The sequence below is a fragment of the Yersinia bercovieri ATCC 43970 genome (assembly GCF_013282745.1).
GTDB classification, from domain to species: Bacteria; Pseudomonadota; Gammaproteobacteria; order Enterobacterales; family Enterobacteriaceae; genus Yersinia; species Yersinia bercovieri.
Genome location: NZ_CP054044.1, coordinates 4,029,241 through 4,044,106, shown reverse-complemented (window position 1 = coordinate 4,044,106; position 14,866 = coordinate 4,029,241). Strand labels below are relative to the sequence as shown.

Genomic DNA, 14,866 nt, shown 5'->3' with positions numbered 1-14,866 from the left:
TTTAAGCAAATGAGTGCGCGGTGTCAGGCCAATGCGGCAAGTTCTTGCGGTATGTCTTCTTGCAAGACCACATCTAACCCGAGTGGCACTATCAGACTGGCGTGGTTCCCTTTTGGCCCTTGGTGGACATCAAAGTTAACCATCTGACCGGCTTTTAACGTTCGGTAACCATCCATCTGGATAGTTGAATAGTGAGCGAATATATCTTCGCCACCGCCCTCAGGGCAAATGAAGCCAAAACCTTTGGCGTTATTGAACCATTTAACAGTACCCGTCTCCATACTTCTACGTCCCTCGCAAGGCTATTCTAGTTTGAGATGAGGTAATCGCTGGTTAAAGTGAGCGCAAAGTGGTTAAAACTGTAGTCTTGGTTAACCCAATTTTGGTTAAAACCGCCAATATTGGTTAAAACTACAGCAGCTCACGAAAATACACTCTAGTGGAAATGGTTCCAACGTCAAGGGGAGGGCTTTTGTCTGGCAGGGGCAGTTCTTCAAAGTTTGATGCAGCTAACGCTATTGTGTTCGTTTGGTTACAATTTAACCGCTTTTAAGGCAAAAGAATCGACTTTTTTCTCTGGCGGCGTTATGGCATAAGTGATGTTAAAATAATAATAGATATCTGCATCAAATGGTCTTATAACCGGAGTGAGGTATTGCTCCTGTGTGGTTCAGTGAAACGATGGGCAGGCAATGGGTAAGAATAACGACTGGCTAAATTTTGAACATTTAGTCAAAGATAAACAGAAAGAGGCGCTCAAACCGCCGTCTATGTATAAAGTTATACTTAACAACGACGATTACACACCGATGGAGTTTGTGATTGACGTTCTGCAAAAGTTCTTTTCTTATGATATTGAACGTGCAACACAATTGATGCTCAATGTGCATTACCAAGGAAAGGCGATTTGTGGTGTTTTTACTGCTGAAGTGGCAGAGACAAAAGTCGCACATGTAAATCAATACGCCAGGGAGAACGAGCATCCATTGCTTTGTACGCTGGAAAAAGCCTGATTAAGGCAATTATTGGGAGGTGCCTATGCTCAATCAAGAACTTGAACTCAGTCTCAATATGGCTTTCGCCAGAGCGCGTGAGCACAGACACGAGTTTATGACCGTGGAGCACCTATTGCTGGCATTGCTAAGCAATCCAGCTGCGCGGGAAGCGCTGGAGGCCTGTACGGTTGATCTGGTGGCATTACGCCAGGAATTGGAAGCGTTTATCGAACAAACCACACCTACATTACCTGTCACTGAAGAGGAGCGTGATACCCAACCTACACTCAGTTTCCAGCGGGTGTTACAACGCGCGGTCTTCCACGTTCAGTCATCAGGGCGCAATGAAGTCTCTGGTGCCAACGTGTTGGTTGCCATCTTTAGTGAACAAGAGTCTCAGGCGGCCTACTTGCTGCGCAAGCATGATGTCAGCCGCCTGGATGTCGTGAACTTTATCTCCCACGGCGCCCGTAAGGACGAGCCGGGTCAGGCACCGAATGCAGAAAATCCGGTGAATGAAGAGCAGGCAGGAGGGGAAGACCGTATGGAGAACTTCACCACCAATCTGAATCAACTGGCCCGCGTTGGCGGCATAGACCCACTTATTGGGCGCGATAAAGAGCTGGAACGCGCTATTCAGGTGCTGTGCCGCCGACGTAAAAATAACCCGCTGCTGGTGGGGGAGTCAGGTGTGGGTAAAACTGCCATCGCCGAAGGTCTGGCCTGGCGTATCGTGCAGGGCGATGTACCGGAAGTGATGTCTGAATGCACCCTATACTCACTGGATATCGGCTCGCTACTAGCTGGAACCAAATACCGTGGTGACTTTGAAAAACGCTTCAAAGCGCTGCTGAAACAGTTGGAAAACGATAAAGACAGCATCCTGTTTATCGATGAAATTCATACTATCATTGGCGCCGGAGCTGCCTCTGGTGGGCAGGTCGATGCCGCTAATCTGATTAAGCCGCTGCTTTCTAGTGGCAAAATTCGGGTGATTGGCTCGACTACCTACCAGGAGTTCAGCAATATCTTTGAAAAAGATCGTGCCTTGGCACGTCGTTTCCAGAAAATCGATATTACTGAACCGACGCCAGAAGAGACCGTTCAGATTATCAACGGTTTGAAACCGAAATATGAAGCGCATCATGACGTGCGTTATACCGCGAAAGCGATACGCGCTGCGGTCGAGTTATCGGTTAAATATATCAATGACCGCCATTTGCCGGATAAAGCCATTGATGTGATTGATGAAGCAGGCGCTCGTAGCCGTCTGATGCCCGTTAATAAGCGTAAAAAAACTGTCAATGTATCGGACATCGAATCTGTGGTTGCTCGTATCGCGCGTATTCCGGAAAAAACGGTCTCTGCCAGTGATCGCGATGTGCTGAAAAATCTGAGCGACCGCCTGAACATGCTGGTATTTGGCCAAGATAAGGCAATTGATGCACTGTCTGAAGCGATCAAAATGAGCCGTGCAGGGTTGGGACATGAGCACAAACCTGTCGGCTCGTTCCTGTTTGCTGGCCCAACCGGTGTTGGTAAAACGGAAGTGACGGTGCAATTGGCTAAGGCGCTGGATATCGAGCTGTTGCGCTTTGATATGTCCGAATATATGGAGCGTCATACTGTTAGCCGCCTGATTGGTGCGCCCCCGGGCTATGTTGGCTACGATCAAGGTGGTCTATTGACCGATGCGGTTATCAAGCATCCTCATGCCGTTTTGCTGCTGGATGAAATTGAAAAAGCTCACCCGGATGTGTTTAACCTGTTATTGCAGGTGATGGATAACGGCACGCTGACGGACAACAATGGCCGTAAAGCTGATTTCCGCAACGTCATTCTGGTGATGACCACCAATGCCGGTGTACGCGAAACGCAGCGCACCTCCATTGGCTTTAAACAGCAGGACAACAGCACTGACGCATTAGAAGAGATCAAAAAAGTGTTTACACCGGAATTCCGTAACCGGTTGGATAACATCATTTGGTTCAATCACTTGTCGCCGACTGTTATCCAGCAGGTGGTGGATAAATTCATCGTTGAGTTGCAGGCGCAATTAGATGCCAAAGGTGTATCACTGGAAGTCAGTGAAGAAGCGCGCAATTGGTTATCTGATAAAGGTTACGATAAGGCGATGGGTGCACGACCAATGGCGCGAGTCATTCAGGAAAACCTAAAGAAACCACTGGCAAATGAGCTGCTATTTGGTTCTTTGGTTGATGGTGGTTCAGTCACTGTTGGGCTTGATAAAGAAAAACAACAGCTGGCTTATGAGTTTCAGAGTGCGCAAAAGCGTAAAACTGAAGGTGCAGTTCACTAACTCAGTGCGTTAATAAATAAAAAAGGGCAATAAGTTAACAGCTTATCGCCCTTTTTGTTTTTGGGTATTTCGTTTTTCATGGCTGACAAAGCCAGATGAATAGGTAAATAAAAGAAAACGCAAAACGCCCTTGCCATAAATGGGAAGGGCGCCGGAGGGGGACTACATCCTCAGAGCTCGCAAGTCGTCGACTTACGACAGATTAGCCGATTAACGGCTACGGAAGACAATGCGGCCTTTGCTCAGGTCGTACGGGGTCAGCTCTACAGTGACTTTGTCACCCGTCAGGATGCGGATATAGTTTTTACGCATTTTACCGGAGATATGAGCGGTTACCACGTGCCCGTTTTCCAATTCAACGCGGAACATGGTGTTCGGCAGCGTATCAAGAACGGTGCCCTGCATTTCAATATTGTCTTCTTTGGCCATCGAATCCTCTAGGTGTAACTACCTTAGTTTTTAACCGGCAAGATAATGCCGAAAAACCCACATTATGTAAAGAAGTGTTGGCGGTCATCACACCATTTCAGCAAAATTAGTCTGCCGGTAAGAGGGGGATAAAGCCTAATGTGGGGTTCTTTTCAACGGTTGAGCTTTACTGCATCGTGGATGAAAAACTCAACGATTGCGGTAACCAGCATTCAGCCGGTAGTGGACTAAACTGGAGTTGACTCAACTGCTGCAAAAAAAAGTTGCGTGGGATCTCAATCGCACCCAGCGACGCAGTGTGAGCGTTGAGGACCTGACAGTCAATCAGTTCTCCACCCTGACGGGTAAAATGATGACAAAAAACCATTAATGCGCTTTTTGATGCATTGTCAGCACGGCTAAACATGGATTCGCCACAAAATAATGCGCCGACTGCAATTCCATACAAACCACCAACCAGTTTGTTTTCCAACCAAACTTCCACTGAGTGGGCATGTCCCAACGCGTGTAGCTCGCAATACGCTTGCTGAACATCATCGCCAATCCACGTCCCCTCATCACGTTGAGAAGCACAGGCGCGGACAACATCCTCAAAAGCATGGTTGAGGGTAAATCGATAAGGACAATGCCGCAAAAAGCGCCGCATACTCCGACTGACATGTAAATCTTCCGGAAACAATACCGCCCGAGGATCAGGTGACCACCATAAAATCATCTCCCCAGGGCTGAACCACGGGAAAATCCCTCGCTGATAGGCGGCTAGTAAGCGGGGCGCAGACAAATCGCCCCCCAGAGCCAGCAACCCGTTTGGTTCGCGCAGAGCCAGCTCAGGTGACGGAAAGGCGAATGATTGAGAAGAGAGCTGTGTGATGCGCATAAATCTCCTTGGCAACGGCTAACAGACCAATTTGGGTATAATCATAAATAATACTGCTTTAGTTTCAGCAGCTTTTAATCATATTAGCTGAAAATTAGCTGATTATCGGCCTGTGCTCAGCCAATTCGGAGACCGTAAAAGCACCATCCTTGCCCTAATATCACGGCCTCAATGGCGTTGATGGAACTGGTAATAACGGCCCTTATTTTGCAATAAACTTTGGTGGTTGCCTTGTTCGACTATCATCCCGCCATCCATTACGCAGATGCGGTCCATATACTCCAGCCCATACAAACGATGAGTCACAATAATTAGGCTTTTCTGGCGACAATGTTGACGTAGCAGCGCTAAAATTTGCTGTTCGGTTTCAGCATCCAACCCTTCCGTTGGTTCATCAAGCAGCAACAGGGGTGTAGGATGTAACAAGGCGCGGGCAATTCCCAAACGCCGCTGTTCACCACCAGACAATGGCCGCCCACCATCCCCCATCCATGCATTCAGCCCTTCGCTGTTATCCAGCAAGTTGGCTAATCCCACTTGCTCTAGCGCCGTTTTTAGCTGTGCATCTGATGCAGAAGGGCAGGCAAGTAACAGGTTTTCACGCAAGGTGCTGCTGAAAATGTGTACCCGCTGGCTGACTACGGTCATCATTTGACGCAATGTGGTTTCATCATATTGGGCCAATGGCATCCCATTGAGTGTGATAGTGCCCTGACTGGCATCCCAGGCACGAGTTAATAACTGCAAGAGTGTGGATTTGCCACAACCAGTGCGGCCCAATAGCGCAATATGCTCTCCTGCGGCCAGTGACAGCGATATATTCTGTAAAACAGGTAAAGATTGCTGTGGGTAGGTAAAACTCAACCCTGTCACTTCCAGCTCCACCTGTAAGGTTGCCGCTGGGCCACTCGCTGGGAATGTCACTTCAGGTTTTTGTTCCATCAACTGAGCGACTCGGGTTGCCGATGCGATAACTTGTCCCAAATGTTGGAATGCACCGGCTACCGGCAGTAGGGCTTCAAACGCAGCCAATGAAGTGAAGACAAACAGCGCCAGCAGTGCGCCAGGCTGGCTATTATCACCAATGCCACCCGCCGCGAGCCATAAAATATAGGTTACGGTCAAACCGGAGGCTAGAATCATGAGTGCTTGCGCCAAACCCGCTAATGAAGCCTGTTGCTTCTGGCGTCCCATCCAGTGCTGCTCAATGTTGTCCAGTGAGGCACGGAAACGACTTAACGCACCGAATACCAATAACTCGGCCTGCCCTTGTAACCAAGAGGTCAGCTGTGAACGATACAGACCGCGCAAATTGGTTAGATCACGGCCAATAGGTTGACCGGCATGGTAGAAAATCAATGGAACCAGCAGTAACAATCCGAGCAGAATCGCACCGAGGGTCAGTGCTAAATTGATGTCCAGATAGCTCAGACCAAAAGTCACTACTGCGATAATGACGATGGCGGCTACCAGTGGTGAGATCACTCGCAGATAGAGATGATCCAGCGTGTCGACATCAGCCACCAGACGGTTTAGCAGCTCACTTTGGCGAAAACGGGCGATACCGGCAGGGGAGAGTGGCAGGATTTTCTGAAAAGCGAAGACCCGCAGATGTGCCAGTACACGAAATGTTGCGTCATGGCTGACAACGCGCTCGGCATAGCGGCCCGCTGTGCGGGTAATCGCCGCACCACGGACACCGGCAGCTGGTAGCAAATAGTTAAATGTGTAGAGTCCAGCAGGGCCAGCGATGGCGGTTCCTGCCAGGAACCAGCCTGATAACGTGAGTAAACCGATACTGGCCAGCAGGGTAACAATTGCCAACACAATGCCCAGACAAATTAGGAACCAATGGCGACGATACAGCGCCAGAAAGGGAAGAAGTACGCGCATGATTAAAGCTCCTCACTGCGGTGGGACAGCAGATTGGCAAATGAACCGGTAGCTTGACTCAAGCTGGAGTAATCACCTTGTTGAATCAAAAGGCCATTATCCATTACCCAGATTTGATCATACCCCAGAGTATCTTCCAACTGGTGAGTAACCAGTAAGGTTGTCTGCCTGCGAGACGCTTCCTCTAGTGCTCTCATTACCAACTGTTCACTGTGGGCATCAAGGCTGGCTGTTGGCTCATCTAGCAGCAGTAAACGGCAGGGGTTGAGTAATGCGCGAGCGACCGCGACCCGCTGGGCTTGCCCAACGGAAAGACGAGCAGAGTGGTCGCCGACCTCAGTATCCAGCCCTTGCGGTAAATCTGAGAGAAATTCGTTGATATATGCGCGCTCAACCGCTTGCTGCAATTGGCTGTCGTCAGCGTCAGGTTGACCTAGCAGAATATTGGCAACCAGTGTTTGTTCCGGTAAGTGTGGATTTTGCCCGACCCAGCTTAACTGACTACGCCAGGCTTGTGGTGCCAACTCATGTAATTCAATGCCGTTGACTTTTAACGAGCCGCGATAGGGTAAAAAACCCAGTAACAGGTTGAGTAATGAGCTCTTGCCTGCACCGCTCAGGCCCACGATAGCGACACGTCTACCTGCGGACAGGGAGAACGTTAGCGGCCCAGCTAAGCGGGTACCGTTGGGGGCCAAAATCTCCAACTCATCCGCTTCAAGAGTGATGGCATCTGAACCACTCAGTACCTTATCACCCTGACCGATAGACTCACTCTCACTGCTTAAGAATGTGACCAGTGATTCAGCCGCGCCTACTGCCTGTGCTTTGGCATGGTAGAAGGTTCCTAAATCCCTCAATGGCTGGAAAAATTCAGGTGCCAGAATCAAGACCAGAAAACCAGCAAACAGTGTTACGCCTAAACCGTAGCTGCCAAAATTCAGTTCGCCTAAATAGGAGAAACCAAAGTAAACCGCGACCACGGCAATAGATATGGCCGCGAAAAACTCCAATACAGCGGAGGAGAGGAAGGCCATCCGCAGCACTTCCATGGTACGGCGGCGGAAATCTTCCGAGGAGTTGCGAATTTGGTCTGTTTCTGCCTTGGCACGGTTAAATAACCGCAGGGTATCTAGCCCCCGTAAGCGATCAAGGAAATTGCCACTCAGACGTGCTAACGCGACAAAGTTACGCCGGTTGGCGTCAGCCGCCCCCATCCCGACTAATGCCATGAATAACGGAATCAGCGGCGCGGTGACAAATAAAATCAAACCCGCCGCCCAGTTGATTGGGAAGAGGGCAATTAGAATCAGCACCGGAATAAATACCGCCAGATACATTTGCGGCAGATAGCGGGAGTAGTAATCCTGCATATCTTCAATTTGTTCCAGAATAATGGTCGCCCAACTTCCGGCAGGCTTGCCTTTTACCCAAGCCGGGCCAAGTTGTTCTAATCGGTCTAATACGACTTTACGAATCTGCTGGCGGACTTTCATGCCGCAAATAAATCCTACCCGCTCACGTAACCAACTGATCACGGCACGCAATGCAAAAGTCCCTGCCAGGAGCCAAAAATCGGCAGTTAATGCAGTTCGGGGCAATTTGTCGATAATCAGAGATTGCAGCAAGGTGGCTAGTAACCATGCTTGAGCGATAATCAATAGTCCGCTAAAGAGGCCAAGTAACATGGACAGGCGGAGCCAACGTTGCGCCGGAACGCTTTGTTTTTTCAGCCAACGAATCAACTCATACTGTCGTGTCTTATTCATCAGGCAATTTGTCTGCGCAAATATACCCGTGGTGCTCAGAGATGCAGGGAAGCTAGCAACCTTGACCCATACAAACAAAAAGTCGTGTGAGCATGGTGTTACCTGCAACGCCGATTACTTTGGGTATAACAAGATCAAAAGGTTTGTCACCATTGGAAGTGGCAAACTGCGAAGGGCAATCTTACCTCGTGATGCTATGAGGTGAAACCATAATGCTTGTGATAGTCACCGCATTAGTGGATTTCTATAATTTGCTGTTTTTCATTGGTATGTTCAATGTACAAAAAATACAGAACAAAACAGAAATAAAAACGGGCGGCTCACATAGTGTCAGCTGCCCGATATGTATTCAGTGAAACCCTGATATCAGATTCAATATCAGTGGGCGTTATTTATCGTTCATCAATCCATCAAGATAACGTTCTGCATCTAGCGCAGCCATACAGCCAGTACCCGCTGAGGTGATGGCTTGGCGATAGATGTGATCCATGACATCACCTGCCGCGAACACCCCTGGAATAGAGGTTTGTGTCGCATTGCCCTGAGTACCTGACTGAACTTTGATATAGCCATTCTCTAGCGCCAGTTGGTCACCAAAGATAGCGGTGTTAGGACTATGGCCGATCGCAATGAAGACACCCGCGACGGCTAACTCTTCAGTTTCGTCACTCTGGGTTGATTTCAGGCGAACACCCGTGACACCCATATCATCACCCAGCACTTCGTCTAAGGTTCGATCAGTGTGCAGCACAATGTTGCCGTTCTTCACTTTTTCCATCAGGCGGTCGATCAGTATTTTTTCTGAGCGGAAGCTATCGCGGCGGTGAATTAAATGCACTTCAGCGGCGATATTAGCCAGATAAAGTGCTTCTTCAACCGCAGTATTACCGCCACCGACAACCGCCACTTTTTGATTACGATAGAAGAAACCATCACAGGTTGCACAGGCAGAGACCCCTTTACCTTTAAATGCCTCTTCTGACTCCATGCCCAGATAGCGGGCAGAGGCACCGGTTGCGATAATCAGTGCATCACAGCTGTATTCTGCGCCATCGCCAAATAAGCGGAATGGACGGTTTTGCAAATCAACGCGGTTGATATGGTCAAACAGAATTTCTGTCTGGAATTTTTCTGCATGCTCATGCATCCGTTCCATCAGCGCCGGGCCAGTCAGACCCTCAGGATCACCCGGCCAGTTTTCGACATCGGTGGTGGTGGTCAACTGACCACCTTTTTCCATTCCGGTAATCAATACAGGTTTCAGGTTGGCGCGTGCAGCATAAACTGCGGCGGTATAACCCGCAGGGCCAGAACCCAGAATAATCAATTTGCTATGTTTAGCCGTGCTCATGAATACCTCTTTCCCACAATGGCGGACAATGTTATCGATTGTAGGGAAAATCGTGCATTAAAAAAAGCAAACAAAAATGTTGTTAGCGATTTGTTTGATAGGTAATGCCTATTTAATAATCTAAATGCAGTGAGAATCGACAGTTAACCAATAAAAAAATAGGGCTGATGACAAATTGGACCAAAATTCATTTTTGCATTATGAGGTGAATACCCTCAAAAAGCTTTGACCCCACAAAGAATGTGGCTTGCAAGGTGATAGCTCAAAAAAAGCCGTAATAGCTGGAGGGCAATTTGCACCATTTTATAGCAAATAAACGATGAAAAAATAGCTAAGAGAAGGGCGCTGAGATTTTAATTCTGGCACGTTGTACTGATTTAACTTCTTTTACTTTGACAATCGGCTGCGCATTTGCGAAAACATCATAGGAAGAAGAAATTATCTGCGCGCCATAATTTCAGATTTGGTATCAGTGATGCCAAGCGAAAACCCTGGAATGTTTTCGATTAATGCTGGATGGCATGTGGAGTTAGTTCTCGAACAACTGTAGGGGGGATGTTTCTGCGGTTGTTCGTGATGCGTTATTTCTTCCTCAACGCTAATAATCATCGAGTACCTCGCATACAGTTGGACAGACAGGGTGTGAGATAACAACGTATTGATATATTTGCATAAAACAGGCTGCGGGTCGTTGTCTGTAACAGGCTCTAAATTTAATGACACTTAGGGCATGTCACAGACTCAAGGAAATTAAGAGAGACTATAAGATGATAGATAATAAAAAGCGCCCGGGGAAAGAGCTTGATCGTATTGATCGTAACATCCTGAATGAATTACAAAAGGATGGGCGTATCTCTAACGTTGAGCTTTCAAAACGAGTAGGGTTGTCACCAACACCATGTTTGGAACGGGTTCGCCGCTTAGAGCGTCAGGGCTTCATTCATGGCTATACCGCACTGCTTAATCCACAGTATTTGGATGCATCATTGCTGGTTATCGTTGAGATTACTCTGAATCGTGGCGCTCCGGATGTATTTGAGCAATTTAATGCTGCCGTCAAAAATCTTGAGGAAATTCAAGAGTGTCACCTGGTATCAGGCGATTTCGACTATTTGTTGAAAACCCGAGTACCCGATATGTCTGCTTACCGTACACTACTCGGGGAGACCTTGCTTCGCCTGCCGGGCGTCAACGACACCCGTACCTATGTGGTCATGGAAGAGGTGAAGCAGAGTAACCGCCTAGTAATTAAAACGCGGTAAACAGGCAGGTGCAAAACCTAAGTAATTTGGTTACACTCCTGTTTATTCATACAGTTTCAGCGCCGGGAGGGTTCTCGGCGTTGTTACTCATACCAGTTAACAGGAACCTGGAGAGCCTTTCTTGAGCCAGGAATATACAGAAGACAAAGAAGTTACTCTGAAAAAACTCAGCAGCGCTCGACGTGTGCTTGAGGCTATTTTGATTGTAGTAACTATTCTGGCAGCCTACCTGATGGCGGCGCTGCTGAGTTTCAATCCTTCGGACCCAAGTTGGTCCCAAACTGCCTGGCACGAACCTATCCACAATCTTGGTGGGGGTATTGGTGCCTGGATGGCAGATACACTGTTTTTCACCTTTGGTGTTTTGGCATACGCAATCCCTGCCATTATGGTGATGTTGTGCTGGGCGGCATTTCGTCAGCGCGACGCCAGCGAGCATGTCGATTACTTTGCCCTGTCATTGCGCCTGATTGGCACATTAGCCCTGATTTTAACTTCATGTGGTCTGGCGGCTCTGAACATTGACGATCTTTATTACTTCGCTTCTGGTGGGGTGATTGGCAGCTTATTCAGCAATGCCATGTTGCCGTGGTTCAATGGTGTGGGTGCAACACTAACACTGCTCTGTATTTGGGCTGTTGGTTTGACGCTCTTTACCGGGTGGTCATGGCTGGTCATTGCAGAGAAAATTGGCGGTGTGGTCTTAGGCTCACTGACATTTATGACTAATCGCTCCCGTCGTGAGGAGCGCTATGACGATGATGATTACCAGACCGATGATGTAGAGACTGTCGAGCAAGAAAATGGTCCTGTGGCAGGGAAGGTAGCGGCAGCGGGTGTTGCCGCTGCAACAGGGCTGGCGGCGAGCTCTGCCTATGCAGACGATGACGATATACTCTTCTCCGCACCATCTGTGACTGATGCGCCATTACCGCTGGTTGAAACCGACGATAAATATGATCCACTATTAAGTACGCTACGTGTGACGGATAGTGATGAACAGTCGCCGTTATCTGCGGCTTCTACAGAGAGTGTCGCTGATTCTGTTACTCGTCATGGTGCTGCTGACCCTAGCTATACTCACACCCACACCCACTTTGTCAACGACACTACGGCACCGGTGGTTGAGCATCTGGCCGCGACCCCACCACTCTATTCTTTTGAAATTCCAGAAGAAATACCACCTTCAGTGCCGACTCGCGTTATGTTACCGGCTGAGCGCCCTGAGCCTCAAATGGGGTCATGGGATACGCCAGTAGCCGCTGCCAGCCATTCGCCATTTGATTTTTCAACGGCACAACGCCATAGCGGTCAGGTGGAAAATACGCCTCATATGAACCCTGGGCTGGGTTCAACTGTTGATGGATTGACCGCCGCGGGCATGGCCGCTGGCGCTGCATCAACATCTGGGCCAATATCTACCAACGGAATTGTTGCCGCAAGCGCAGCAGCAGCGACATTTATGCCTGCATTTACAGCAACCAGTGATAGCAGCTCCCAGATTAAGCAGGGGATTGGCCCAGAATTACCACGACCGAACCCTGTTCGTATTCCAACGCGGCGTGAGCTAGCTTCTTACGGTATCAAACTGCCTTCTCAGCGAATAGCTGAGCAGGAACAACGTGAGCAGCGCGAGGACGAAACACAAAGTTCTCAAAATCCAGCTTCATTTGGTACAGAGGTCGAGTCTGAAGATGAGGCGGCGTTGCAGCAGGCCATCTTGCGTAAAGCTTTTGTCGACCAACAGTCTGAGCGTTATGGGCAATCAACGGACGCGAGCGTAAACATCTTTTCAGCACCAGAGCCTGAAGATGAACAGGCTTTGCAAGAGGCCGCATTGCGACAGGAGTTTGCTGCGCAACAGCAGCACCGTTATGGTGCGACTCAGCAGGAAGATGCTGCTCATCGTGAGAATGCTAGTTATAGCAAAAATAGTATTTATAGTGAAAACAGTGGGTTGAACGAAAACAGTACAGTTGAAGGAGTGCAATCGGTTGATACCAGCCGTGCCTTCACATTCTCGCCAGTTGCAGATTTAGTGGATGAGACCCCGCGTGAACCACTGTTCACACCTTCTCCGTATGTTGAAACCGCCGCCGAAGAGAGTTTTGCGCCAGAACAGCTGTCGCCACATCAGCAGCCACACTTGCAGCAATCATATTCAGAGCAACCAGCACCGGTTTCACCGAGTTATGTTTCGTCGGCAAATACGCAGTCTGTGCATAGTCAACCGATTGCAGCATCGCCTTATGCTCAGTCAGCGCTACAGTCTGCTGTTCAGCCCACAGCACCAGTGCAATCAGCACAACCCGTGCAACCGATCCCGGCGATGGACAGTCTGATTCACCCATTCCTGATGCGTAATGACCAGCCTTTGGTTAAACCAACGACGCCATTACCGACGCTAGATCTGCTCTCTTCGCCGCCTGCGGAAGAGGAGCCAGTCGACATGTTTGCGCTGGAGCAGACAGCGCGTTTGGTTGAAGCACGGCTTGGCGATTATCGGGTGAAAGCTGAAGTGGTCGGCATCTCTCCAGGGCCGGTCATTACCCGTTTTGAGCTGGATCTGGCACCAGGGGTCAAAGCTTCGCGCATTTCCAATCTTTCCCGCGATTTGGCCCGCTCACTCTCGGCTATTGCGGTGCGTGTTGTGGAAGTTATTCCCGGTAAACCGTATGTCGGGCTGGAACTGCCAAATAAGCACCGTCAGACGGTCTATCTGCGGGAAGTGCTTGATTGTGCCAAATTCCGCGATAACCCATCACCATTAGCTATCGTGTTGGGTAAAGATATCGCCGGGCAGCCAGTGGTGGCTGATTTAGCCAAAATGCCTCATTTGTTGGTCGCAGGTACGACTGGTTCGGGTAAATCGGTTGGGGTGAACGCGATGATCCTCAGTATTTTGTATAAAGCCACGCCGGATGAGGTGCGCTTTATCATGATTGACCCGAAAATGTTGGAATTATCGGTCTATGAGGGTATTCCGCATCTGTTAACCGGCGTGGTTACCGATATGAAGGATGCCGCAAATGCACTGCGTTGGTGTGTCGGTGAGATGGAACGGCGCTATAAACTGATGTCTGCATTGGGCGTGCGCAATCTAGCCGGTTATAACGAGCGAGTGGCACAAGCCGAAGCCATGGGGCGGCCAATTCCCGATCCATTCTGGAAGCCATCCGACAGCATGGACATCTCTCCACCCATGTTGGTGAAACTGCCCTATATCGTGGTGATGGTAGATGAGTTTGCTGACCTGATGATGACCGTGGGCAAAAAAGTTGAAGAGCTGATTGCCCGCTTAGCGCAGAAAGCGCGTGCTGCCGGGATTCATCTGGTTCTGGCAACACAGCGCCCGTCAGTGGATGTGATAACGGGTTTGATTAAAGCTAACATTCCTACGCGTATCGCCTTTACGGTCTCCAGCAAAATTGACTCCCGTACCATTCTTGATCAGGGGGGGGCAGAATCACTACTGGGCATGGGGGATATGCTGTATATGGCACCTAACTCATCAATTCCAGTGCGTGTGCACGGTGCCTTTGTCCGTGATCAGGAAGTACATGCTGTCGTTAATGACTGGAAAGCTCGTGGTCGCCCTCAATACATTGAGAGTATTATCAGTGGTGGTGACGAGGGGGAAGGCGGTAGCCTTGGCTTGGACAGTGATGAAGAGTTAGATCCACTGTTCGATCAGGCGGTGAGCTTTGTGTTGGAGAAGCGCCGTGCGTCGATCTCTGGTGTTCAGCGTCAATTCCGAATCGGCTATAATCGTGCTGCACGTATTATTGAGCAGATGGAAGCTCAACAGATTGTGAGTACCCCGGGCCATAATGGCAATCGTGAAGTTTTGGCACCGCCACCTCATGAGTAATCTTTTGTTCTGAGGCTGTTAACCTAGACAGGGCCGCTTTGCGGCCCTTATGCCAAGAAGCATCACCCGTATTTATCAGAGAATTTTATAAGGTATTTA

10 protein-coding genes are annotated in these 14,866 nt (G+C 49.1%); 4 read left to right on the top strand and 6 right to left on the bottom strand.

Features of this window, described 5'->3' with window-relative positions; genetic code table 11:
* Window positions 1-23 precede the first annotated feature (23 nt).
* Window positions 24-281: a cold shock-like protein CspD gene (gene cspD / locus HRK25_RS18275; protein WP_005275069.1), complete on the bottom strand. Its 258-nt coding sequence runs from the start codon at window positions 279-281 to the stop codon at window positions 24-26.
* 411 nt (window positions 282-692) lie between these two features.
* On the opposite strand from cspD, the gene clpS reads away from it, so the two are divergent.
* Both clpS and clpA read left to right on the top strand, forming a co-directional pair.
* A complete protein-coding gene (gene clpS / locus HRK25_RS18270; protein WP_004873731.1) occupies window positions 693-1,013 on the top strand; it encodes an ATP-dependent Clp protease adapter ClpS in 321 nt (106 codons plus the stop codon).
* 25 nt (window positions 1,014-1,038) lie between these two features.
* Window positions 1,039-3,315 (top strand): ATP-dependent Clp protease ATP-binding subunit ClpA, encoded by a 2,277-nt coding sequence (clpA, locus tag HRK25_RS18265; RefSeq protein WP_005275070.1) that lies wholly within the window; start codon window positions 1,039-1,041, stop codon window positions 3,313-3,315.
* Window positions 3,316-3,525: 210 nt separating this feature from the next.
* Here clpA and infA read toward each other — a convergent pair whose 3' ends face one another.
* From infA to trxB, 5 genes are all read right to left on the bottom strand, one after another.
* Window positions 3,526-3,744 carry a translation initiation factor IF-1 gene (infA, locus tag HRK25_RS18260; RefSeq protein WP_002211347.1) on the bottom strand — a complete coding sequence of 73 codons (219 nt, stop codon included), beginning with the start codon at window positions 3,742-3,744 and terminating at the stop codon, window positions 3,526-3,528.
* Window positions 3,745-3,910: 166 nt separating this feature from the next.
* A complete protein-coding gene (gene aat, locus HRK25_RS18255) occupies window positions 3,911-4,621 on the bottom strand; it encodes a leucyl/phenylalanyl-tRNA--protein transferase (protein ID WP_005275073.1) in 711 nt (236 codons plus the stop codon).
* A 168-nt stretch (window positions 4,622-4,789) separates the two neighbouring features.
* Window positions 4,790-6,514, bottom strand: coding sequence for a heme ABC transporter ATP-binding protein/permease CydC (cydC, locus tag HRK25_RS18250; RefSeq protein ID WP_005275076.1), 1,725 nt, complete (start codon window positions 6,512-6,514; stop codon window positions 4,790-4,792).
* A gap of 2 nt (window positions 6,515-6,516) precedes the next feature.
* Entirely contained in the window at window positions 6,517-8,283 is a 1,767-nt protein-coding gene (cydD, locus tag HRK25_RS18245) for a heme ABC transporter permease/ATP-binding protein CydD (RefSeq protein ID WP_005275077.1), read from the bottom strand.
* 388 nt (window positions 8,284-8,671) lie between these two features.
* Window positions 8,672-9,634, bottom strand: a complete 963-nt coding sequence (gene trxB / locus HRK25_RS18240) for a thioredoxin-disulfide reductase (RefSeq protein WP_005275079.1) — start codon at window positions 9,632-9,634, stop codon at window positions 8,672-8,674.
* A 767-nt stretch (window positions 9,635-10,401) separates the two neighbouring features.
* Here trxB and lrp point away from each other — a divergent pair.
* Together lrp and HRK25_RS18230 are read left to right on the top strand one after the other, a co-directional pair.
* Complete coding sequence (gene lrp, locus HRK25_RS18235; protein ID WP_002211340.1) at window positions 10,402-10,896, top strand: leucine-responsive transcriptional regulator Lrp; 495 nt, start codon at window positions 10,402-10,404, stop codon at window positions 10,894-10,896.
* A gap of 121 nt (window positions 10,897-11,017) precedes the next feature.
* Window positions 11,018-14,767, top strand: a complete 3,750-nt coding sequence (locus HRK25_RS18230; RefSeq protein WP_005275086.1) for a DNA translocase FtsK — start codon at window positions 11,018-11,020, stop codon at window positions 14,765-14,767.
* Window positions 14,768-14,866 lie beyond the last annotated feature (99 nt).

Bases quoted from the DNA above. Each gene is read 5' to 3' on its own strand.
- aat (WP_005275073.1), bottom strand. From the start codon at position 4,621: ATGCGCATCACACAGCTCTCTTCTCAATCATTCGCCTTTCCGTCACCT.
- trxB (WP_005275079.1), bottom strand. From the start codon at position 9,634: ATGAGCACGGCTAAACATAGCAAATTGATTATTCTGGGTTCTGGCCCT.
- cydC (WP_005275076.1), bottom strand. From the start codon at position 6,514: ATGCGCGTACTTCTTCCCTTTCTGGCGCTGTATCGTCGCCATTGGTTC.
- clpS (WP_004873731.1), top strand. From the start codon at position 693: ATGGGTAAGAATAACGACTGGCTAAATTTTGAACATTTAGTCAAAGAT.
- clpA (WP_005275070.1), top strand. From the start codon at position 1,039: ATGCTCAATCAAGAACTTGAACTCAGTCTCAATATGGCTTTCGCCAGA.
- cspD (WP_005275069.1), bottom strand. From the start codon at position 281: ATGGAGACGGGTACTGTTAAATGGTTCAATAACGCCAAAGGTTTTGGC.
- lrp (WP_002211340.1), top strand. From the start codon at position 10,402: ATGATAGATAATAAAAAGCGCCCGGGGAAAGAGCTTGATCGTATTGAT.
- cydD (WP_005275077.1), bottom strand. From the start codon at position 8,283: ATGAATAAGACACGACAGTATGAGTTGATTCGTTGGCTGAAAAAACAA.
- infA (WP_002211347.1), bottom strand. From the start codon at position 3,744: ATGGCCAAAGAAGACAATATTGAAATGCAGGGCACCGTTCTTGATACG.